We start from the raw sequence: 21,188 nt of genomic DNA, 5'->3' as shown, positions 1-21,188 counted from the left end.
TCCTGCGTCGGCAGCGACGCGCTGGTCATCGAGCGCTTCGAGCCGGGCGCGTCGCCGGGCTGCACGGCGGGATAGTGCGATTGCGACCACTTGAAGCGATCGTTGACGTTGTTCATCACGCCCCAGGCCTCGCCGTCGTTGGTGCCCACGGCAATCCCGCCGACGATCGCGGGCAGCGCCCAGGTGTATGCCTTCTCGAAGACCATGTTGATCGAAGGGATCGTATTGACGCCCTCGACGTGGTTGGCGATGCCGTCGGGATGGGCGTCGATGAAGTCGCGGAACGCATCGTGGTTGACCGAGTCGTCGTAGGTTCCGGCGACGCCTCGCGCCTTGGCCTTCTCAAGCGCATTCGAGACTTCGGTCAGATCGACGACGCTTGAGCCGTAGCGCGCATACACATGCTTGTCGTCGCCGGGATAGAGCGGCTCCGGCACAACCTCAAGGCCGGTCGCGTCCTGGTGAACGTGATACTCCGGCGCTGGCAGATCCTCGTACTTGGGCGACGTATCGAGCACGCGACCGGTCGGCTGGTTGTTGGTCGGATCATAGAGCGGGATGACCTCGCCCTTGCGGCCAACCCAGCGCGCGTACGGCAGCGCCGACGACAGCCAGCGGAGCACGTCGTCCTGGTTACTGCCGACCTGATTGATCTTGTAGAGCTTCTCCATATTCGTCCACCACGTGCCGTACCACGGCGCGTTGGTCAACTGGCCGTTGACCCACTGCGGACGCGAGTAGAAGTCGGTCCAGTTCGACACCGCCAGCCAGTAAACATCGCCACGCGGGATCGGGCGGTACAGGTAGCCCGATGTCGAGCGGAAGAAGAGACCATAGGCGACATCGCGGCCCAGGCGGGGCATCATGCGGCAGGGCGTGCCCCCGGTGTAGTCGAGCGCCTGCCGATCCGCCAGACACTCCTCGGCGGTCTGCTGCCACAGCGGATCGGCCTTGTACTGCCAGATCGGCGGATCGCCGTGCGGATAGTCGGATGAGAGCGTGCGCTCGGATTTCAGCCACGAGGCCGACTCGTAGTTGTTGGGCGCCGCGCCCAGGTCGATGAAGTGGAAGCGGTAGCGACCGCCCCAGGTGCGCGCGTAGTCGATGCCGTCCCAGCCGCCGGTATCGGGATCAGTGATGCGCCACGAGCCGCCCTGCTCGATCGGCTTCGCCACGATCGCGCCGTTGATCACCTTGTCGGTGCCCCAGGTGTGGTACGCATTCGTGCGGAAGTAGCTCCTGGCGTAGTCGGGCGTGAACGTGTCGAGGAAGAAGAACGACGAGCCTTTGTTAAGCCCCTGCGGCATGCGGTCGAGGTTGAGGCCATTCTTGTCGTAGAACGGATCGTGGTAGGCGCTCGGATCGGGCTGAATGACCGACGGATCGAGGCACTCGTTGGTTTCGACGTTCTTGAAGGCGCACGACCAGCGGCTATCATAGCGCGAGTTGAAGATCCAATCTTCGACGGCGTAGGCATCGATCAGATCGGTCTTTTGCGCGTCGAGCACCTTGTACGACAGATCGCCGTTCTTGGCAAGCACGCGGTACTGGCCGTAGAGCGTATCGTAGCGCAGCAGGTCTTGCCCGCGCGAGTCGGTGTGGAAGCTCTGGCTCTGCGCGGTATTGTCTTTCGCCACCTGGAACAGCGCTTTCGCGTAGTCGTCGCTGGCCTGGATGATCCGCAGCTTGTAGTTGTAGCGCATGCCCAGGAAGTACGGCTGGTTGGTGATCAGATGGTTCTTGTTCCAGTTGAGCAGCGCCGCGCCCTCGTTCTGGAGCTCGTCGCCTGGCGGAGATTTCGTCGCGACCGTGGGCTGGTAGGTGTCGGGAATCCAGCTCTTCAGCTCGGCGACCTCGGCGGCGCTGGGCTTGTAGCCGACGAAGATCACGTTGAGCGGGTAGTCGACCGTCAGGAGATTGGTGATCGTATCTTTGGTTTCGCGGAAGGCCATGTCGCCCGACAGCTCAGTGCTCGTCAGGGTGGCCTTGCCGGTGTAGCTCGCGGCGGCAGTCAGGTAGGCGACGACGCTCACGGTGTAGCTGCCGGGAGCGAGCTTGCCCAGATCGACGCGCTCGGCGGTGGTGCCACCGGCGGCACTGCTGCCGACCTGATTGCCCGCGCTGTCCGCGATGTAGAGATCGAAATCGTCGGTGCTGGAAGCCCAGGCGATCTCGACGACGACGTTACCTTCGTGCGTGTCCCAGTAGCCGCCTGGAATATTGAGGCTCAGATCGAATGTGTCGCAGTTGACGCTTGCATCGATGCACAGGAGCGGGTCGGGCGTGGCAACGGTGTAGGGTCCTCCGCTCCAGGTGACGGTTGACGAGCCATTGCCTGCCGGAGGATTCAGCGCTCCGGCAGAGGGGGTGGACGCGAACGTTGCCAAGGGCAACGCGCCGATAAGCAAGGCCACGATCAGCAGCATCGTGACCACAGCCGATGAGCGGTGAAACCGACTGTGCATGAGCCAACTCTCCCTACGATCAGTATTTGAACCGAATTCGCGACGGACAGCAAACCACTGGTACGTGAGGCAGTTGCAGGCAATCCAGCGATTTAACTATTAACCACAGCAAGTGGTGTACCGCAATTCTAACACACCACTGGTGATGGTGTCAATGGATCGTATACGGGCGAAATAAAAGCTTAGGCAGCGGTGACTTTCCGGGCACGCGGTGCTATACTCGATACGAAAGACAAAAACCTGCGTGAGGACATCACGATGAATAGTGCGTCCGTAGCAAAGCCGCGCGCCAGAGCGCTGAGTCTGTGGGGCGTGTTAGGGGGCTTCGTCGGAAGCTTCTGCTGCCTTGGGCCAAGTACGGCGGTCTTGCTTGGCCTGGGATCTTCGTCGCTGCTGTTCAGCCTGCAATTCGACCGGAGCTGGACGTTTGCTGTCGGCGCGGCGGTGCTGCTTGGCGGAATCGTCCGTGTGCTCTGGCGAGGGCAGGCCGACGGGCTGTGCTCGGTTGCACGCTGGCGACAACCGCTGATCATGGCTGCGACGTTCGCGGTATCCTACGGGCTTCTTGGCTGGCTGCTGCCGATGCTCGCCGCCCAGAAGGAAGATCGGGACGCCGCGCTGTCACACATGGTCGTTGCGCCGGTACGGCCAGCGCCGCCGGTCCTGCATCGGCTGACGCTGATTATCGAGAAGATGAACTGCCCGCCGTGCGCAGCCAAAGTGCGCAACCGATTGCAAAACAAGCCCGCCGTGCGTGAGCTGCGCGCCGAAGCCTACGACGATCAGGTTATCATCACGTACGATCCCCGACAAACCACAAAAGAGGAGCTGATCAAGATCTTTCCCCGTGACTACGGCGTGAGCTTCGTACGTGATGAGCCGTTGCCCTAAATGACAGGACGTACGCGGTCGCTGATTCACCAGGGACCCTCTTACCTGCGGTAGCATGGTCCGACCCGGTTCATGGGTCTGGTTTCGCACGTGCAACGCCAAACCCGACCCAAAAAAGACGGTGTGCTGCTCTGCCGCAGGCCCGGAATGCTTCCTGTACATGAAAGAACAAAGCGGGTGCCAGGCGAAGGAACAAGGGAACAAAGGGCCGCCAGGCCGGGGGTAGGGCAACAAATCAAAGGCCACGATCGATCTCTTTCGATCGTGGCCCGACTGACTTCCGGTAGCTGTGATGTGCTACGGAGCCTTGGCCCGACTGACGGCGGCATAGGCATTGACATAGCCCGCGCCGACCTCGAACTGCTGATAGCCCGACATCGGCGTCGCCGTCTGGACCAGAATATTCTTGATCGCATCCGGCGTCAGCGCTGGATTCGCCTCTAACATCAGCGCCACCACGCCCGAAATATGCGGCGTTGCCATGCTGGTGCCGCTCATCGTCGTGTAGTACGGAATCCACGAGAGCTGAATGTTGAGATCGTCGGTGATCGCCAGCACCGGCAAGATCGAGTTCGGCGCGCGGGTCGAGACGATCGCAACGCCCGGAGCGGTGATCGTCGGGTGGTGGAGCGCGCTGCCGGGAATGCCGCGCGAGCTGAAGCTTGCCAGCGTGCGACCATCCTTCTCACCCGCCGCCACGCCGATCACCCAGGGCGCGACCGAGTAGGGATTGAGCGTATTCTGGCCCGGCCCTGAGTTACCAGCGGCGAAGACCACCGTGATCCCGGCGTCGTGGGCTGCCTTGCTGGCAACGTTGATCGGATCGTCGGCGTCGTACTCGCCGGTTGTGCCCCAGCTATTGGAGACGACGCGGATGTTGTACTGCGCCCGCTTCTCAAGCACATAGTCGAAGCCTTCAAGCGCGTACAGGATCGAGATTGCGTCGCCCGTGCCGATGCCGATCAGCTTGCTGCCGGGCGCAACGCCCCGATAGTAGCCGCCGCTGTTCGTGCCGCGCCCGCCGATCGTGCCCGCGACATGCGTGCCGTGGCCGCTGGTGGTGTCGGTGTTCGGCAGCGGCGCAGAGATCGAAGAGCTGCCATTCACGAGGATGTTGGGCGTGAGCACCTTGACGTTGTGGGCCATCGCAGGCTGAAGATCGGCATGGGTGCCGTCCACACCGCTATCGATGATCGCCACGCCGATCCCTCGGCCCGTGTAGCCCAGCTCGTTCCACACCCGGTCCGCGCCGATTGTCCGCACGCTCTGGTTCATCAGGTAGCGCAACTGCTTGTTGTAGAAAATCGAGGTCAGACCGCCGAGATTAAAGGTTGCCCGGATCTGGCTGGCCGTCCCGCGCACCGCCAGCATTGGCAGCACATCGAACTGATGAACCAGCACGCCGGTCGTTTGCGCCGCCGCTACGTCCGCAGCCGTTGGCTTGTGGTCATACGTCAGAATCGCGTCGAGCGTCGCGCCGGGAGCGAGCAGCGCAAGCTGCTGCGTCAACAACGAGTCGATCTTGATGGTCGATGCGCTCGCCCTCTGACCGAGAGGCGCTGCCAGGCCGAGGATCAGGCCAAGCGCCAGGAGGAAACCAAACCAGCGTGAGCTTTTAATCATAGTGTACCCGCTCCTTTCAGGATAGCGAACGAGAGAACAAAGAACAGAGAACAGCGTGCCATGCGGGTGCCCTCTGGGCATGGCACCCGGCGCACAAAGGGGAGAACCAAGAACTCAGAGCTCAGAACAACTTGAAACTTTGAACTTTCTGTATGAAGCCTTAGTGGATAGCAGGGGAGCGCATGAAGCGGAATACTACTATCAACCATGATGTTTAAAAATAGTATAACAACCACATCTTGTGGTGTCAATATGTTTTAATCATTCTAGGAAAGGGAGTACTCCTCAACAACGTCCTTGTGATAGACCGATACCACGACGCTTCGGTCATCGTTGAAAGGGGAGTCGACAATGACAGCCGCTCGTTGGACCAAAGCTATCCAGCTCTTGATGACCATCATGCTAGCCGCCGTTTTTCTACCGACGACGAGAACATCAGCCATGGAGGAGACGTACACCGTCCGCGATCTTGTTGTGATCGAAGGGCAATGCTACGCTTTAGTAGGAACGCATGTAGGCTCAGTCCTCCAAACCCTGGAAGTCTCGAACCCCGCCATCCAGGCATGTATCACCGAGACTGAAACGATGCCGCTACGCCTGAAGCCTAGCTCCGTGACAGGCACCAACGAGGGCTACCTCCTCTCAGCCGACCGCTGTTTTAAGATCGTAACTGCTCCGCGAGAGGCCCAAGAAGAAGTCGACCGCTCGCTCTGTGACGCGACGATCGTCGCCAGCCCGATGCCAATCGACGAGACTGAGCCGCGCCGCCAGGCTGGATATGACGCTGTGCTCGGTGGCTGCGTGAATACGGTCGTTGACGTGCATCGCGATGGCAGCTTCACGAGCTACTTCACGCCAGCCGACGTCGACCACTGTGTCAATCGAGCGTCCGATTCCGCAGACAACGTGGCAGCGCCCACGGAAGGCATTTTCCCAAGACGTATCGAAAGCCGCGATGATGTTCCCATAGGGGAGGAAATTACGAAAAATATCCCGCCAGTCGATCGGAAACTCTCGTTTGATACCGGCAAACTTAAGATGGCAACCAGCATAAGTCTTACCGTCGCCGTCGTCGGCAATAACTACAAGCTCACCGCCAACACAGGATGCTGTTTCGAGCACCACTACTGGTATCTCTACCGGAACAACAGCCTTCATAGCTATCTGGGATATACTCCGCTCTTTGGGAATCAAATCGTATTTTATCTCCCGCTGACCACGCCCGCTGGAACGTATAGAGTGGAGCTGGATGGCTATATTTGGGATAATATCTATGGTGGCTACTTGCACTGGGCGCTGATCTCCAATGATGTCACCCTGCCGCTCCCTGTATCTACCACCCCCAGCGTGACGTACCAGGCGCATGTACAGAGCTATGGGTGGCTTGGCTGGGTAACATCCGGGCAAGTAGCAGGCACCACCGGCCAGAGCCGGAGAATGGAGGCTGCCCAGATCAAGCTGCAAAACATGCCTGGCGCGTCCGTCTGCTATCAGGCGCATGTCCGAGGCAAGGGCTGGCTATCGAGCGTTTGTAACGGAGCCACCGGTGGGACAACCGGGGAAAGCCGACGTATGGAGGCGATCAAGGTCTGGCTGGTTGGCGCACCATCCGGCTGCAATATCAACTACCAGGCCCATGTGCAGGGCCATGGATGGTTAGGATCTGTGTCTAATGGCGCTACCGCCGGTACCACCGGCCAAAGTCGACGCATGGAGGCGCTTAAGGTCTGGCTGTCAGGGTCGTGCTAGGCGCAGGCTTGCATCATCTACCGTGACAAACGTAAGCGACGGCACCTGCATCGAGCAGGTGCCGTCGCGGCTATATCTCTAGTGCAACCTCGTACCGAAGCATTGCTACGACAAACTCGATCCGCGCATCAACTTCAGCCGATCTACGTGCACATATCTCATTAGCACGAGCCGGTCGCGCTCGTCAGGCCCGCGTGCTGCACCCAGCCCCAGACGTTCTCGCCGCCCCAGGCGAAGCCATAGCTCCAGTACTCGCCATTATAGAAGGTGGAGCGCTCCCGGTCGAACGCTTCGCCTCGGTAGAGGATCGCGATAGCATGGCCGACTGGCTGATTGCGCACCCACAATGAACTCCAGCAGACGTAGCGACGATCAAGCGCTGCCACACCCTGCGTCGTGACGCTGAACATGCTTGCGATTGCGATTGCGCCCAGCAGCGCCGCAACCTGCACGCGGCTGAACCGCGATCGGAGCCGAGAATATAGTGTGCTCATAGCATGGACTCCTTATGTTTATTAGTGGCAGCGCGTCGCGTCGTGGTATGTTTCGTACTGAATAATGCCCAGCGGAATATAGCCACGAATCCAGGATTTCGTCACTACGTAGCCGAGGCTCCAGTTGCCGGAGCTATTGTAGTGGTGCCACACGTCATAGTACGAAACCCAACCAACGACGCCTGAGTTGAACGATGCGCTTTGATAGACGTTATGACCTTGCGTTAGGCAGAAGTTGCCGCCTGCGTTATGGCTCAAGAACTTAATCCGCTCGGCGAGCGTTCCAGTGAGCGGCTTGCTTTCGCTGCGCGGCGGTGCAGCGCCCGCAGATGCAGGCATGGAATTGAATAGCGCCAGCGTGAGCAGGGCCAGCATCACCAGGGATGCGCGTAGCGGCAGTGATCGAGTAGATAGCATAGGAATCCTCCTCATCGAGCAAGAGGTGAGATGAGGTGTGGGGGCACCATAGTTTGGGATGAGGTGTGGGGGCACCAAAGGGTGTATGCATACATGAGACATCAAATCAATTTTTACAAATTTTTATAATCGACCGTTAGTACTGCTTAGACCCGTGCTTAACTAACCCATTACTCAGGACTTTTATCAAAAAACGGTAAAGTCTCCTGAGCAGGTAACGAAGTTGCAGGACATGGAGTGCGGCGCTCCGAACGCGCTCAAACAAAAGCCGCGCAAATAATCTTTGCGCGGCTGCGTGCTTGACTGGAGTCGGCGAGCGTTAGGGATTGACCAGCACCACGCCGTTGCTTGTGGCGCGATACGCCTGCGGAGCGTTGAGCAGGCCACTCACGCGCACTGTCCAGGTCCCGGCTGCGGGCGAGTTGACATGTACGTGCTCGTTGGCGTAGTTATAGACCGCCTGCACGGTTTCCGACTTGGCGACAAGCACGCCCTGCGGATCGTACAGGTACAGGTTGAGGTCGCTGGCGATGATGTTCCAGTCTACCGTTACCTCAAGCGAGACGGTGCCCGGCGCAACCTGGATCGTGCGGCTATCGGTGGCGGGCAGGCCCGGAGCGCTGATACCAACCGTACCGCTCCAGGTAGTCGTCTGATCGTAGACCTGCTGCTCTTTGCCGGTGCGTGGATCGCGATAGGTACGAATATTCTTGATCTGCCTGGCGGCATCGACCGCCGCTCGGACGTTGAGGTAGCCCGCGCCCGCCGCATACTCCTGGTAATCGGGCATCGGCGTAGCAGTATTGATCAGCACGCGCTTGATCACATCGGGTGTCAGCGCTGGATTGGCCTGCATCATCAGCGCAATCGCCCCCGACACGTGCGGCGCGGCCATGCTGCTGCCGCTGGCGACGGTGTAGTACGGAAGATGCTGCGGGGCGATAAAGGCCGGGTCGGTGGGCGTCGACGGGCCACTGGTTGCCACGCCCGTCACAGCGCGATCCGAGGCGATCAGATAGCCAGGAGCCGTCAGCGTCGGATGGTACAGATCGCTGCCGGGAATGCCGCGCGACGAGAAGAACGAGACGTTACGGCCATCCTTATCGCCCGCCGCCACGCCGATGACCCACGGCGCGACGCTGTAGGTATTGAGCGTATCGGTGTTGGAGCCGGAGTTGCCGGAGGCGAACACGACTGTTATTCCCGCATCGTGGACACGCCTGGTCGCGACGTTGACCGGGTTGTTCGGATCGAAGCCGGGGATGATATTGCCCCAGCTACAGTTGACCACCCGAATGTTGTACTGCTCTTTATGCTCGATCGCCCAGTCGAAGCCAGCCAGCGCGGTAAAGATCTCGATCGTGTCGCCGACACCCAGGCCGATCAGATTCGAGCGCGGCGCGACGCCCTGGTAGTAGCCGCCGCTGGCAGCGCCCGACGCCCCGATAATGCCCGCGACATGCGTGCCGTGACCGCCGGTAGTATCGGTGTTGCGCTGATCCTCGACGTATGCGACCGGCAGATTGAGCGTGTCGAGATCCTGGCCGGCGGCGTACTGCAAGCCCAGAAACTTGACGTTCTCGACGGTCTTGGGGCCGTACTGCAAATCAGGATGCAGGCCGTCGATGCCGGTATCCAGCACGGCGATGCCGACGCCCTCGCCCCGGTAGCCGTAGTCGGCCCAGACGCCGGGCGCTCCGATCGTCGTCACGCTCTCGCGCAAGAAGTATTGCAGCCGCTGGTTCGCGTACACCGATCGCACGCCGCTGAGCTGCGCGATCAGATCGATCTGCGCGGGCGTCGCCAGCACTCCCGCCATTGGCAGATGGCGCAGCGGCGCGACCGAGGCACCGATCGCGATCAGGCGCGATAGATCCGTTGTCGTAGGCTGACTTTCAAAGGTGACAATCACGGACACAGGTGTATCCGGCGCGGTGGATTGGAGCGTTTGCGCCAGCAGCGGATCGATAATCGCCGTCGTGGCGCGGCTGGGATGAGGGGCTGCCAACGAGGCCAGGACGAGCAATCCAATCAAGACGAGGCTGAGCAGGCGAGACAGGCGGAGCATACAGAAGATCCTTATCGCGTCGACAGGTCAGCGTGTGGGGCGTCCTTCAACCATTCCCGACCCTGAGCCGACGCAGGAGATTTCATTCCCGAAAAGGTTCCCCGAACACCCATGAGATGCATTCAGGTACCTGAATTATAAACACCATAAATAGTGGTGTCAACGAGGATCTTCTAGCATAAACAGGGCCATTGCATCGGCTCGGAGATACAAACCTGCCGCAGCAGCCAATCAGCGATAGCGCGCCATCAGAAACTCGTCTTTTAGCTCGCCCTGTGAGATCACGCTCATCTTGCGTCGCCCCTCGACCACAAAGCCCAGGCGCTCATAGAGCCGCCGCGCCCGCTCGTTTTCCGCAAACACCGTAAGCTCGACGCGCCGCAGCAGGAGCCAGTTATCCGCCAGATCGAGCAGCGCTTCCATCAGCCGCGTCCCGATACCCCGGCCATGAAGCGCCTGTGACACGAACAAAAAGACATGTCCGCTATGCCGCAGCCGTCCACGGCCTACGCTCAAGCCCGCCAGCCCAAGCACCTGCCCGGCAACCTCGGCAACAAAATAATGCTCGTCGTCGCCCAGACGGGCCAGCGCCTGCTCACGCTGTGCAACGCGGTCGCTCGGCAGCGCTAAAATCGTCTCGATCACGCCGGCCTCGCGCGTGATCTGCGCGATCGCCTCGGCGTCCTCGGCGCGCACCGGACGAATCACGATCGGCTGTTGATCTTGCTGCATACGCTTATCTTTCAACGTTGGTTCTGCCGCTTGCGCTGCCCTCGACGCCAGACGTATTCGGCTGAACACGTAACCGCGACCAGAATCCAGCGGCTTAGCGCTCGACCGACAGCTCAAGCCGCGCGCAGGCGGCGTCAAACGTTTCGCCGCGACCCCAGAGCGTTTCAAACGCAATCTTGACCAGCCTGGCAAGCTGCTTATGCTCGATCAGCAAAATCGTGAGGTCGGTTCGTCCAGCGATCGGGTCTTCCATCGCGAACATCACGATCTCCTCATCGACGATCACCAGCTTCAGCGGCAGGTGCTCGACGAAGCGCGCCTCCTCGCCATGCCGGATAAAGAAATCGACCGCCTGGCGCGTCTCCTCATTCTGTAGCACGCTGTACTCATAGATCGAGCAGGCGCGAATATGCCGCTTGAGCGTCTCCAGACCCTCCACGTTCTCCTGCGGCGGGCGGGCGTAGGGCGGCTTGGTGAAGATCAGGATCTCGCGCTGGCAGTTCTGCTGGATCTCGGCAAAGCGCTGATTGATCGCCGTGCGCCCGCGCAGCACCTCGATATATTCGAGCGGGCTGCTCTCTTCCTTGCCCTCGAGGTACTGATTGCCCAGCTCATCGACCAGCTCGTTGGTGATCGTTTCCAGACGACTCAAGCGCTGCTGCTCCTGCTCAAGCAGCGCGTGCAGCGCCAGCTTGGGAGCAACTGCGGCGTACTTCGTGCCATGCTTTCCGGGCCGACTGATCGCCAGACCACGCTCGACCAGACTGGCTAGAATGTCGTAGATGCGCTGGCGAGGCACGCCCGAAATATCGGCGACCTGCGTTGCGGTAAAGCTTTCTTTGCCAAGCAGCGCCGCGTATGCCTTCGCTTCGTACACATTCAGGCCAAGCTGTGTGAGACGGCTAATTTGAGTATCAAGCACAGGATTCTCCACTTTCTATTCTATGAAAGCTGATCCGGGGAGGCTATTCTCTATAGTATAAGCTGGTAATTATATGATCAATAGTAACCCAGAGTCATGATTCAGAAAGGAATCGCAACCACAGATGTATACGTTACAAGCAGATGCAACCTGTTGCTCGATCGTGTATGCCTGAACGATCGAGTGCTGCTGCGCGCCGGGCTGGCTATTTGCGCACTCGTGTACAATCGGTGTAGCGAGCCGAAATCTGAGCGCAGCAAGGAGATCAGGATCGATCACAGCGAGCCACAGAGCGATCAGAATGAGCAGCAGCCGAAGAAACGGACGGTCTTCGCGCCGCAGCCTGATAACGCCGCACCCGCTCCGGCCGTGATTAGCGTTGAGCTTGACGAAGACGAGGATGTTCAGTGGCAGTGGACGCACTACAGCGGCGGACGAAGCGCGGTCACGGGCTATACGATCGTCAAGAAAACCGAGCAGCCGGAGCATACGAGCGAATCTTAAATCCGCTGCTGATCAGCCTTGCAACCAGCGTATGAGAACAAGAAAGGGCACGGTATGCGTGCCCTTTCGATCAGACTATGGAGCTACCCGCCTCGTTACACCGCCGGGCGCTCCTCCTGGGTCTGCCCGTCGCCTTGCCGCACGCCGTTAGCCTGCGTATGAATGTCGTGCAGCATATCGCGCATGACAAACGCGCGGACCATCTCATCGGCGCTGCCGACTTGCAGCACGGCGCGGCTGTTTCCGGCCAGCGAGCGGGCTACGTCAAGCCGTGCCATCTCGATCTCGCGCTGCGCCGCGTGCGGATTATTGCGCATCGTCTCTTCCAGCCGTGTCAGGCGCATCATCTCGGCCTCGGCCTCCAGCTCGGCGATGCGCCGCCGCGCCTCAGCCTGCTGCACCTGCACCTGCAGCTCCTCGCGCTCACGCTCGACGCGCGCTACGACTTGCTGACGGGCCAGCGCCTCCTGATCGGCCTGCCGACGCTGCGCCAGCGCTTGCTTCTCCGACTGTTCGGCGCGCTGAAGCACTGCCAACTGCCGCGCCTCCTGCGACTGTAAAAACTCGGCGGGCGGTCGAGCGTCCGTAATATTGATCTTGGCAATCGTCACGCCGTACTGCTCCACGTCCGCATTCAGCGACTCGCGCAGCCCTGCGGTTTCCTGCCGCGCCAGATCGTTGACCTGCTCCGACGTGACCAGACGCACCATCGAGCGGATCGCGTCCTGACAGGCCGCCTGGAAGACCTGATCGAAGCCGCTGGCCGAGATACCGTACACGAAGCGGTACGGGTCTGTCACCATGAAGGTGATCGACGTATCGACCGCCGCCCGCACGTTATCTTTGGTCGGCGCTTCCTTGACCGGCGCATCATAGGGGATCTCACGGCGCGTCACCAGATGGGAGACGACCACCCACGGCTGGATGAAGTGCAGGCCCGCGCCAACCACGCCGATATGCTTGCCGCCGCGCGCCAGCAGCGCGTTGACGCCTTCGGGCACCTGGATATATAGCGAGCGCAGCAGGCCAGCCAGGATCAGCAGAGCGCCGAAGAAGAAGCCGAGCGCGCCCACGAAGCCACGGCTCGTCACGCCTGCGGCAAAGAATCCAAACAGAATCACGAAGCCGCCGAAGATGACCAGGCCCCAGCGGATACGATTCTGACGCCTGGGCACCACCACAATCGGCGTGCGGCCAGCCTCATCCTTACGGCCAAAAACCTCTGCCGCCTCTTCGATCGCGGCGCGAACCTGAGCAAGCTGTGAAATACCTTGAGCGACCTGATTGGTGTACGGCGCTTGAGCCATAGTGCGGTTCCTTCCTATGTATGTCGGTGGGACTGTGACGAAACTGTGACTGATCTACGCACGCATGCCGGATTGGTTGCAGATCTGGGGATGCGCCTGGTGAGTGCCACCAGCATACACGAATCCGATTACTCAGGTCAAGCGATCGTTTGGCCTGCCATCGGGCTAAGAAAGTCACGCCCCTGCCCATGCCAACGGGTAGAGGTCGTCGTCGGGCACCGCCCCGCGCCAGCGCTGCATCTCATGCCGCGCAGCCAGCGCCGCCGAGGGCGTCGTCCACGCGAAGCGCAGCCGATCGCCGGGGAGAAGCTGCGCGGCCAGCGGCAGATCCGGCCCGATCACCACCCCGACGATCGGATAGCCGCCGGTCGTCTGCGCGTCGGCCATGAGCAGGATCGGGCTGCCGTCGGGCGGCACCTGCACCACGCCGGGCAGCACGCCCAGCGACGGCAGGCTCCACGGCACGGCATAGCGCATACTCGGACCTTCAAGGCGGTAGCCCATGCGATTCGAGCTTGCGCTGACCTGGAGCGGCGCGGCGACGAGCTGATCGAGCGCGTCGGCGGCAAAGCGCTCGACGTGCGGGCCGGGCAGCACGCGCAGCACCGGCTGCGCAGCGTAGGCCGGTCGCGCATGCGGCGGCCAGCTTCTCCCGGCAAGACGTACGGCATCGATAGCACCCGACGGAGCGTGCAGCAAATCGCCAGCCCGCAGCGCCCGCCCATGCAGACCGCCAAAGCCGCCGGGCAGATACGTGCTGCACGAGCCGAGCACCGGAGGCACATCGAAGCCGCCCGCGACCGCCAGATAGGCCCGCGCGCCCCAGCCAGCCCGCCGCCCGGTCAGCCTGAGCCGCGCGCCCGCTCGCGCAAAGACCGCCATCCACAGCGGCAGCGGCTCGTCGTCGAGCGCCGCGCCAAGATCGGCACCTGTGAGCGCCAGCAGCGTCGGCGCCAGCACCTCAAAGTCCGCGCCGCCTGCGGTCATCTCCAGCGTAGCGGCGCTCGACGGATTATCCAGCAGCCGGTTTGCCGCCACAGCCGCGACATTGTCCAGCGCGCCGCTCTGGGGCACGCCGTAGCGCCGCGCGGCGTATCGCCCCAGATCTTGCACGGTCGTCAGCACGCCGCCCGCAAGCACGTGCAGAACCGGGATCGAATCGTGAATCACGGCTGGACTCCATCGGGCAGTGGCACGAAGCGCACGCCATCGCCGGGCTCAAGCGCGGAGGGCGGGTCGGCGGCGGGATCGAACAGGCGCAGCGGCGTCCAGCCGATCAGATGCCAGCCGCCCGGCAGCCTGGCCGGATAGATGCCGCTCAGATCGGCGGCGATTGCGACCGTGCCTGGGGGTACGCTGGTGCGGGGCGTGGCCCGCCTGGGCAACTGCAAGCGCTCCGGCAGCGGGCCGAGATACGGAAAGCCCGGCGCGAAGCCGATCAGCAGCACGCGATAAAGCTGCGCGCAGTGCAGCGCCACAACCTCCTGGGGCGTCAGGCCAACGCGCGCGGCAATCTCAGGCAGATCCGGACCGTCCGCGCCGCCGTAGCGCACCGGGATCGACACGACGCGCGCGGGCATATCCGGCGCTGCCTCAAGCTGTCTCAGCAGATCGTGGATCGTTCGTTCGAGCGCAGCCTCCGATTGCCGCAGCGGATCGAACGGCACCAGCAGCGTGTTGATCGCCGGGACCGACGGCTCGACGCCATCCAGCGCCGCCGCGTCCAGCGCCCGCGCCAGCGCGATCACCGCCCGGTTGGTCGGCAGATCGGCGGGCTGGCCCTCGACCAGCAGCGCCGCCTCGCCGAGCGGCAGCACGCGCCAGCGGATCGTCGCGCTCACCCGCCGACGACCTGCGCCAGCGGCAGCACCGCGATGCCCGCCGCCTCAAGCTCGCGCCGCAGCAGCGCTGCGCGCCCGGCAGCGCCGGGCGTGTCGCCGTGCAGACAGATCGTATCAGCTTCCAGGTCCACACGCGCGCCGTCATAGGTCAGCGTCGAGCGCTGCTGCACGATGCGGATCGCCTGCGCCTGCGCCTGCCGATCGTCGTGGATCACCGCGCCGGGCTTGCGCCGATCGCGCAGCGAGCCATCCGCTTCGTACATGCGATCGGCGAACGCCTCGCGCGCCACGCGCAGCCCGGCGGCGCGGCCAGCATCGACCAGCGCGGAGCCTGCCAGACCAACCAGGATCAGATCGCGGCTGAACGAGGCTACCGCCCGCGCGATAGCCTCCGCCGCCGCTGGCGTCGTCGCGGCGTGGTTGTAGAGCGCGCCGTGGGGCTTGACATGTGTCAGCTCCACGCCCTCGGCCCGCGCAATAGCGTAGAGCGCGCCGATCTGCGCCAGCACACTATCCGCGATCTCGGTGGGCGACAGATCGAGCAGACGGCGGCCAAAGCCTTGTAGATCGGGATAGCCCGGATGCGCGCCGACGCCAACGCCTAGCTCGCGGGCCAGCCGCACCGTGCGGCGCATGGTAGTCGGATCGCCAGCGTGAGCACCGCAGGCCACATTCGCCGACGTGACATGCGGCAGCAGCGCGTCGTCGTCGCCCATGCGCCACGGCCCGAAGCTCTCGCCGCAATCGCAGTTCAGATCGATCTTCATGTATCTCCGTTTCCTACTCGATCGGGTCGCGCAATCGGACGGACGGTTGCCTGGCCCGCCTCAGGCGCAAGCTGGCTGGCGGCCATCCCGACGATCGCAGTGTATGTCGGATAGGCCAGCTCGATCCCGGCCAGCGTCGTCGCCGTGACCTCAGCCGCCATCGCCGTCGCAATGGACTGGATTACCTCGACGGCGTGCTCGCCTGCCGCGTGCGCGCCGATCACCAGCATCGTCTCGCGGTCCACGATCAGCTTGAGAAACCCGACCGTCCGCCGATCGATGATCGCGCGGTCGAGATCGGCAAAGTGCGCGACGGCTACCAGGCAATCGGGATGCTGCTCGCGCGCCTGCTCCTCGGTCAGGCCAACTCCGCCGTAGTCGGGATCGGTAAAGCCGCCGCTGGGCAGCAGCTTGTGCTTGAAGGACATCTTCGGGCCGCGTACCGCGTTCTCGGCGGCGACGAACGCCTCGAAGTGCGCGCCCTGCACCAGCATCCCCTGGCCGTTGGCGTCGCCCGCCGCGAAGATATGCGGCACGCTGGTCTGGAGATACTCGTCGACCGTGATATAGCCCTTGTCGATCTCCACACCGATCTCCTCAAGGCCCAGGCCCTCGATCGCCGCAGGCCAGCCCGCGCACAGAAACACGGCATCACACTCAACCTGCTCCTGCCGATCGTCCTTCGTATAAACCAGCCGCCGCCGCCCCTCGTCGAGCAAATCGATACGCTCCACGCCCTTGATCCCGGTGGCGACGGTCACGCCCTGGCTGAGGAAGCTCTCGTGCAGCAGTTGCCCGACATCGCGATCCATGCCCGGCAGCACATGCGGCTGCATCTCCAGCAGCGTAACCTCCGCGCCGAACGCATTCATCACCGTCACAAGCTGCACGCCGGTATAGCCGCTGCCGACGATCGCTACCGAGCGCGGCAACGTTTCGAGATCGAGAATATCTTCCGGGTACAGCGCGTGCTCCACGCCGGGGAGCGGCAGCCGCCGCGAGTGTCCGCCAACACATATGATGATCTTGTCGGCGGCCAGCGTCCGGCCCGAATCGGATAGCCGGACCTCGTGCGACGAGCAGAAGGTCGCCGTGCCCTCCAGAAACAGCTCGCCACCGGCGCTACGAATGTTCTCGGAAACGTGCTTGTTGGCGTGAACGTCGGCGATCACCTGGCGCACCCGATCGCGGGTCTGCACCCAGTGCAACGTCGGCTCGCTCACCTGGATGCCGTACGCGCCCGCATCTCGAATATCGCGGAGCGTGCGCGCGGTCTTTGCCAGCACGCGCGTCGGGACGCAGCCGGTGTTGGTGCAGGTGCCGCCCGTGCGCTCCCGATCCACGATCGCCACGCGCGCGCCAAGCTCGCAGGCATGGAGCGCCGCCATCGTCCCCGCCGGTCCCGCGCCCAGCACCAGTACATCATATCGTGTGGTCATGAAAGCTCCTCGTCGTAGAATCGCATCTGGTTACAGCCCAGCGATCGGTATGTTGTGAAACATGTCGGCGGCAGGATACGATCAGACATGCACGACGCAGCAGCAACAAGAGTGCCCGCGACCAATGAGTTTCCAGCGAGTAGTGTTTGCGGCGGAGGGCGTCGCGGACAAGATCGAGAAGTTTGGGCGCTTGTCGGCCCATCACGACACCTCAGGAATGTTGAACACGATCATCCGGTGATGTACAATGCCCAATCAGCGAATGTGCCTGAGGGCATACGCATATTCCGCACATCTATGGGGATAGCGGGCTTATACGGAATAATTCCGTAAAATCACCTGTCGTGCCGCTTTCTAGTAAGACGATGTTGATCATAAAAATAGGACCACAACATGAACGTGTTCGTCGTAGGCGGCACGGGTGCAATCGGTAGTCATGCCGTTCCAGCCCTTGTTCGTGCAGGACATACCGTTACTGCGTTGGCGCGAACGCCAGAAAAGGCTGCTCAGTTGCGCAAGCAGGGGGCTTCGCCCGTCACGGTGTCTATCTTCGATCGAGCGGCCCTGACCGAGGCGTTCAAAGGGCACGATGCGATCATCAACCTTGCAACGGCCATTCCGCCAACCGCGCGGTTTATGCAGACAAAGGCGTGGGCCGCCAATGACCGCGTCCGCAAGGAAGGATCAGCTATTATTGTCGACGCCGCAATCGCGGCGGGCGTCGGTCGGGTGGTACAGGAATCGGTCAGCATGATTTATCCCGATCGAGGAGCGATGTGGATCGATGAAAACTGCGCGCCCGACCATTTCCCGATGGCCCAAGGCAATTTGGCGGCGGAAGCGAGCGCGAACCGGTTTTCTGCCGCAGGTGGCACGGGCATCGTGCTTCGTTTCGGGTGGTTCTACGGCCCCGGCGCGACGCATAGCGAGGAGTTTTTTGCCCTGGCGCGTCGCCATATCGTCATTATGATGGGGCCGCCCAACACCTTTGTCTCGTCTATTCATGTGGCTGATGGGGGCGCGGCAGTTGTTGCGGCGCTGGCGATTCCAGCCGGAACCTACAACGTCGTTGACAACGAGCCGCTCACCAAGCGTCACTACGCAGACGCGCTTGCGGCAGCCGCAGGCAAGGCAGCGTGGCTGCGCGTTCCAGGCCGCGCGGCGCTCTTGCTCGGCAAACGCACAACGTCACTGACTCGATCCTTGCGCGTGAGTAATGCGCGGTTCCGAGCGGCAAGTGGGTGGACGCCCAGGTACCCCAATGCGCGTGAAGGGTGGATCGCCACCGCACAAGCCCTCGCAAGGCGCTCAGGCTAACGTCAAGGGCCGCACGACAACGTGCTGCGCCCGACCGCGTCTTACGTCGCGGTTTTAGAACGCGGCGAATTTTCGTGCTGGTGTCACACAAGTCTCGCGTAGGTTGGGCGGCCTACCCGATCCTGCGTCGGCGTTTTATGCGGGTCCGCGATTCTGCTGGCCTCCGCACAGAGCGCAGGTTGTTTAAGGAATCAGCTCGGCGTATAATCGTTTCTATAAGCAGCATGCGGGCATCGTTCGGGTAGCACCAGCTATTGCTATAGCTAGGAAGGAGCAATCCGATGCAAGACACCAGCCAAAAGATCACCCCCTTCTTGTGGTTCGACGATCAAGCCGAAGAGGCCGCGACCTTTTACACCTCGATTTTTAAAAACTCTAAGCTGGTGCGTGTTACGCGCTATGAGTCAGAAGGCGCGGCGGCCTCCGGCAGATCGCCGGGATCGGTTATGACCGTGGTATTCCAGCTCAACGGGCAGGAATTTGTCGCGCTCAACGGCGGGCCGCATTTCAAATTCACCGAGGCGATCTCGTTCGTCGTCAATTGCGAGTCTCAGGACGAAGTAGACTACTATTGGGAAAAGCTCTCCGAGGGCGGAGACGAAGCCGCGCAACAATGCGGGTGGCTGAAAGACAAATATGGGCTCTCGTGGCAGATCGTGCCCAGAGCATTGGAAGAGCTTTGGAATGATGCTGATCCCGAAAAAGCTCGCCGGGTGTGGAGCACAATGCTTCAGATGAAGAAGCTTGACATAGCAGCGCTCAAGCAGGCGGCTGCCGGACAGGGCACGGACTGACAGACACAGGCATGCAAACCGATGCGCACACCACCCAGGCTCACAGACGCAGCCATTCGCGCGGCGCTGTACGCACACTATAGCATGTCGATCACGGCGCTGACCTTCCTCCCAATCGGCAATGACTCCGCATCGTTCGTGTACCGCGTAGATGCCGTCGATGGGACGAGCTATTTTCTCAAAGTTCGTGCTGGCGTGGGTTTCAGCCCGCCGAGCCTGCTCATCCCGCGCTTCATCCACGAGCAAGGCATTGCCCACATCGTCGCGCCACTGCCGACGACGGACGGCGCCATGTGGGTCGGCGTAGACGATTTCGCCTTGAGCCTCTATCCCTTTATCGCGGCGCGCAACGCCGCGAAGGTGGGCCTGTCGGATCAGCACTGGCGTGACCTTGGCGGCACGCTCCGGCAGATCCATACGAGTCAACTGCCCGCTGAGCTGCGGCTGATGATCCCGCAGGAAAGGTTTATTCCCTCGCGACGCCACGTGCTGACCCAACTCCAACCGGTGATCGACAGCCACGACCTCGCCGACCCGATCCAGCGTGCGCTGGCCGCGTTTTGGCGTGAGCGGCGGCACGACATACACGCGCTGATCGAACGGGCCGACACGCTCGGCAGCCAGTTGCGTCAAGCCACCCTGCCGCGCGTGCTGTGCCATGCCGATCTGCACACCTGGAACGTGCTGCTGGACTCCGCGCAGCAGATGTGGATTGTAGACTGGGATGAGATGATCCTGGCTCCGAAAGAGCGTGACCTGATGTTCGTCATCGGTGGGATTGGGCACGGTTTGGTCAGCCCGCACGAGACGACATGCTTTTTACAGGGCTATGGCGATGTGGCGATCGACCAGCGGGCGCTGGTCTATTATCGCTATGCCTGGGCGGTGCAGGATATGGCGGCGTATGCCGAAGAGGTCTTTGTTTTGCCCGATCTCGGCGAGCAAGACCGGAGCGCTGCGGTGGACGGTTTTATCGACCTGTTTGCGCCTGGAAATATCGTCGCTATCGCCCGTGCGTCGGACAGCAGCGCGCTGTAGCCTCGTTTCCAGGCGCAGCGATGGGGCTGGTTAGCAGATCCGTGCTCGACTTGCTACACACGCTGCCCGCGATCTGTGCCAGCAATGGCGGCGTATGCAGGCCCGAAACGAGTCAGCCGAAGCCGCAACACAGTAGGAGTCGCCATGAGCGTCCGCGAGGCATACAACGCATGGGCCGCCACGTACGACACTGATCGTAACCTGACGCGCGATCTGGATCATCAGGTCATGCAGGAAACGCTGGCCGACACGCGCTACAGCTCGATTCTGGAGCTTGGCTGCGGCACGGGCAAGAACACGGCGCTGCTGGCTCAGATTGGCGCGCGCGTGCAGGCCCTTGATTTTTCAGAAGGCATGATCAGCCAAGCCAGAGCGAAGCTGCCCGCACCCAATGTCAGCTACTCGGTGGCGGATCTCACCCGGCAGTGGCCGTGCGCGGATCGGTCGGTCGATCTGATCGTCTGCAACCTTGTGCTTGAGCACATTGCCGAGCTACCCTTCATCTTTGCCGAGGCATCGCGCACGCTGGTAGCTGGCGGGCGGTTCTTTATCTGCGAACTCCATCCATTCAAACAGTATCAGGGATCGCAGGCCAACTACCAGACCGGCGCAGAGCAGGTCGTCATTCCCGCCTTCGTACATCATATCTCTGATTTCCTCACGGCGGCAGAATCGAGCGGCCTCACGCTCAAACGGTTGCGCGAGTGGTGGCACCACGAGGATCAGCGCGCTGTGCCCCGACTTGTCTCGTTTATGTTCGAGAACTGAGCGCACGGGGCTGGGCCAGGGATCACGGCTGAGACTTTTGTTGGTGCTTCTT

General features: G+C 61.8%; 19 protein-coding genes. 7 read left to right on the top strand and 12 right to left on the bottom strand.

Annotation, left to right across the window (positions count from 1 at the left end; all coding sequences use genetic code 11):
* A partial coding sequence (locus VFZ66_15240) for a hypothetical protein (GenBank protein HEX6290542.1) occupies positions 1 to 2,465 on the bottom strand: 2,465 nt, incomplete at its 3' end.
* 258 nt (positions 2,466 to 2,723) lie between these two features.
* Between VFZ66_15240 and VFZ66_15235 the strand changes: the two genes are divergently transcribed.
* The gene (locus tag VFZ66_15235; protein HEX6290541.1) at positions 2,724 to 3,356 is read left to right on the top strand and encodes a heavy-metal-associated domain-containing protein; all 633 of its coding nucleotides are present in this window, start codon (positions 2,724 to 2,726) and stop codon (positions 3,354 to 3,356) included.
* Between the two features lie 297 nt (positions 3,357 to 3,653).
* On the opposite strand, the gene VFZ66_15230 is transcribed toward VFZ66_15235, so the two are convergent.
* Complete coding sequence (locus tag VFZ66_15230) at positions 3,654 to 4,979, bottom strand: S8 family serine peptidase (GenBank protein ID HEX6290540.1); 1,326 nt, start codon at positions 4,977 to 4,979, stop codon at positions 3,654 to 3,656.
* A 351-nt stretch (positions 4,980 to 5,330) separates the two neighbouring features.
* Here VFZ66_15230 and VFZ66_15225 point away from each other — a divergent pair, with 351 nt between their 5' ends.
* Positions 5,331 to 6,728, top strand: a complete 1,398-nt coding sequence (locus tag VFZ66_15225) for a hypothetical protein (protein ID HEX6290539.1) — start codon at positions 5,331 to 5,333, stop codon at positions 6,726 to 6,728.
* Between the two features lie 161 nt (positions 6,729 to 6,889).
* Here VFZ66_15225 and VFZ66_15220 read toward each other — a convergent pair whose 3' ends face one another.
* The 5 genes from VFZ66_15220 to VFZ66_15200 all read right to left on the bottom strand — a co-directional run bounded on the left by VFZ66_15220 (position 6,890) and on the right by VFZ66_15200 (position 11,361).
* Entirely contained in the window at positions 6,890 to 7,222 is a 333-nt protein-coding gene (locus VFZ66_15220) for a hypothetical protein (GenBank protein HEX6290538.1), read from the bottom strand.
* A 21-nt stretch (positions 7,223 to 7,243) separates the two neighbouring features.
* Positions 7,244 to 7,639 (bottom strand): hypothetical protein, encoded by a 396-nt coding sequence (locus VFZ66_15215; protein ID HEX6290537.1) that lies wholly within the window; start codon positions 7,637 to 7,639, stop codon positions 7,244 to 7,246.
* Positions 7,640 to 7,958: 319 nt separating this feature from the next.
* A complete protein-coding gene (locus tag VFZ66_15210; GenBank protein ID HEX6290536.1) occupies positions 7,959 to 9,707 on the bottom strand; it encodes a S8 family serine peptidase in 1,749 nt (582 codons plus the stop codon).
* 231 nt (positions 9,708 to 9,938) lie between these two features.
* Entirely contained in the window at positions 9,939 to 10,439 is a 501-nt protein-coding gene (locus VFZ66_15205; protein HEX6290535.1) for a GNAT family N-acetyltransferase, read from the bottom strand.
* Positions 10,440 to 10,533: 94 nt separating this feature from the next.
* Positions 10,534 to 11,361, bottom strand: a complete 828-nt coding sequence (locus VFZ66_15200; protein ID HEX6290534.1) for a helix-turn-helix domain-containing protein — start codon at positions 11,359 to 11,361, stop codon at positions 10,534 to 10,536.
* Positions 11,362 to 11,514: 153 nt separating this feature from the next.
* On the opposite strand from VFZ66_15200, the gene VFZ66_15195 reads away from it, so the two are divergent.
* Positions 11,515 to 11,865, top strand: a complete 351-nt coding sequence (locus VFZ66_15195) for a hypothetical protein (GenBank protein ID HEX6290533.1) — start codon at positions 11,515 to 11,517, stop codon at positions 11,863 to 11,865.
* A 95-nt stretch (positions 11,866 to 11,960) separates the two neighbouring features.
* Here the strand turns inward: VFZ66_15195 and VFZ66_15190 are convergent, their stop codons facing one another.
* The 5 genes from VFZ66_15190 to VFZ66_15170 all read right to left on the bottom strand — a co-directional run bounded on the left by VFZ66_15190 (position 11,961) and on the right by VFZ66_15170 (position 17,219).
* Complete coding sequence (locus tag VFZ66_15190) at positions 11,961 to 13,172, bottom strand: SPFH domain-containing protein (protein ID HEX6290532.1); 1,212 nt, start codon at positions 13,170 to 13,172, stop codon at positions 11,961 to 11,963.
* Positions 13,173 to 13,346: 174 nt separating this feature from the next.
* A complete protein-coding gene (locus tag VFZ66_15185) occupies positions 13,347 to 14,342 on the bottom strand; it encodes a biotin-dependent carboxyltransferase family protein (GenBank protein HEX6290531.1) in 996 nt (331 codons plus the stop codon).
* A complete protein-coding gene (gene pxpB / locus VFZ66_15180) occupies positions 14,339 to 15,013 on the bottom strand; it encodes a 5-oxoprolinase subunit PxpB (GenBank protein ID HEX6290530.1) in 675 nt (224 codons plus the stop codon). The genes VFZ66_15185 and pxpB overlap by 4 nt, the downstream gene beginning before the upstream one ends.
* On the bottom strand, positions 15,010 to 15,780 hold the full coding sequence (locus tag VFZ66_15175) for a 5-oxoprolinase subunit PxpA (GenBank protein HEX6290529.1): 771 nt from the start codon (positions 15,778 to 15,780) through the stop codon (positions 15,010 to 15,012). The genes pxpB and VFZ66_15175 overlap by 4 nt, the downstream gene beginning before the upstream one ends.
* Positions 15,777 to 17,219 (bottom strand): NAD(P)/FAD-dependent oxidoreductase, encoded by a 1,443-nt coding sequence (locus VFZ66_15170; GenBank protein HEX6290528.1) that lies wholly within the window; start codon positions 17,217 to 17,219, stop codon positions 15,777 to 15,779. The genes VFZ66_15175 and VFZ66_15170 overlap by 4 nt, the downstream gene beginning before the upstream one ends.
* A gap of 393 nt (positions 17,220 to 17,612) precedes the next feature.
* On the opposite strand from VFZ66_15170, the gene VFZ66_15165 reads away from it, so the two are divergent.
* The 4 genes from VFZ66_15165 to VFZ66_15150 all read left to right on the top strand — a co-directional run bounded on the left by VFZ66_15165 (position 17,613) and on the right by VFZ66_15150 (position 21,136).
* A complete protein-coding gene (locus VFZ66_15165) occupies positions 17,613 to 18,536 on the top strand; it encodes an NAD(P)-dependent oxidoreductase (protein HEX6290527.1) in 924 nt (307 codons plus the stop codon).
* 281 nt (positions 18,537 to 18,817) lie between these two features.
* Positions 18,818 to 19,330, top strand: a complete 513-nt coding sequence (locus tag VFZ66_15160) for a VOC family protein (protein ID HEX6290526.1) — start codon at positions 18,818 to 18,820, stop codon at positions 19,328 to 19,330.
* Positions 19,331 to 19,351: 21 nt separating this feature from the next.
* The gene (locus tag VFZ66_15155) at positions 19,352 to 20,368 is read left to right on the top strand and encodes a phosphotransferase (protein ID HEX6290525.1); all 1,017 of its coding nucleotides are present in this window, start codon (positions 19,352 to 19,354) and stop codon (positions 20,366 to 20,368) included.
* A gap of 144 nt (positions 20,369 to 20,512) precedes the next feature.
* Positions 20,513 to 21,136 carry a class I SAM-dependent methyltransferase gene (locus VFZ66_15150; protein ID HEX6290524.1) on the top strand — a complete coding sequence of 208 codons (624 nt, stop codon included), beginning with the start codon at positions 20,513 to 20,515 and terminating at the stop codon, positions 21,134 to 21,136.
* The last annotated feature ends 52 nt before the right edge of the window (positions 21,137 to 21,188 follow it).

The sequence above is a fragment of the Herpetosiphonaceae bacterium genome, from assembly GCA_036374795.1.
Lineage (GTDB): Bacteria > Chloroflexota > Chloroflexia > Chloroflexales > Kallotenuaceae > LB3-1.
This window is presented reverse-complemented; position numbering and strand designations above follow the sequence as displayed.

Bases quoted from the DNA above. Each gene is read 5' to 3' on its own strand.
- VFZ66_15235 (HEX6290541.1), top strand. From the start codon at position 2,724: ATGAATAGTGCGTCCGTAGCAAAGCCGCGCGCCAGAGCGCTGAGTCTG.
- VFZ66_15230 (HEX6290540.1), bottom strand. From the start codon at position 4,979: ATGATTAAAAGCTCACGCTGGTTTGGTTTCCTCCTGGCGCTTGGCCTG.
- VFZ66_15225 (HEX6290539.1), top strand. From the start codon at position 5,331: ATGACAGCCGCTCGTTGGACCAAAGCTATCCAGCTCTTGATGACCATC.
- VFZ66_15220 (HEX6290538.1), bottom strand. From the start codon at position 7,222: ATGAGCACACTATATTCTCGGCTCCGATCGCGGTTCAGCCGCGTGCAG.
- VFZ66_15215 (HEX6290537.1), bottom strand. From the start codon at position 7,639: ATGCTATCTACTCGATCACTGCCGCTACGCGCATCCCTGGTGATGCTG.
- VFZ66_15210 (HEX6290536.1), bottom strand. From the start codon at position 9,707: ATGCTCCGCCTGTCTCGCCTGCTCAGCCTCGTCTTGATTGGATTGCTC.
- VFZ66_15205 (HEX6290535.1), bottom strand. From the start codon at position 10,439: ATGCAGCAAGATCAACAGCCGATCGTGATTCGTCCGGTGCGCGCCGAG.
- VFZ66_15190 (HEX6290532.1), bottom strand. From the start codon at position 13,172: ATGGCTCAAGCGCCGTACACCAATCAGGTCGCTCAAGGTATTTCACAG.
- VFZ66_15175 (HEX6290529.1), bottom strand. From the start codon at position 15,780: ATGAAGATCGATCTGAACTGCGATTGCGGCGAGAGCTTCGGGCCGTGG.
- VFZ66_15170 (HEX6290528.1), bottom strand. From the start codon at position 17,219: ATGACCACACGATATGATGTACTGGTGCTGGGCGCGGGACCGGCGGGG.
- VFZ66_15165 (HEX6290527.1), top strand. From the start codon at position 17,613: ATGAACGTGTTCGTCGTAGGCGGCACGGGTGCAATCGGTAGTCATGCC.
- VFZ66_15160 (HEX6290526.1), top strand. From the start codon at position 18,818: ATGCAAGACACCAGCCAAAAGATCACCCCCTTCTTGTGGTTCGACGAT.
- VFZ66_15155 (HEX6290525.1), top strand. From the start codon at position 19,352: ATGCGCACACCACCCAGGCTCACAGACGCAGCCATTCGCGCGGCGCTG.
- VFZ66_15150 (HEX6290524.1), top strand. From the start codon at position 20,513: ATGAGCGTCCGCGAGGCATACAACGCATGGGCCGCCACGTACGACACT.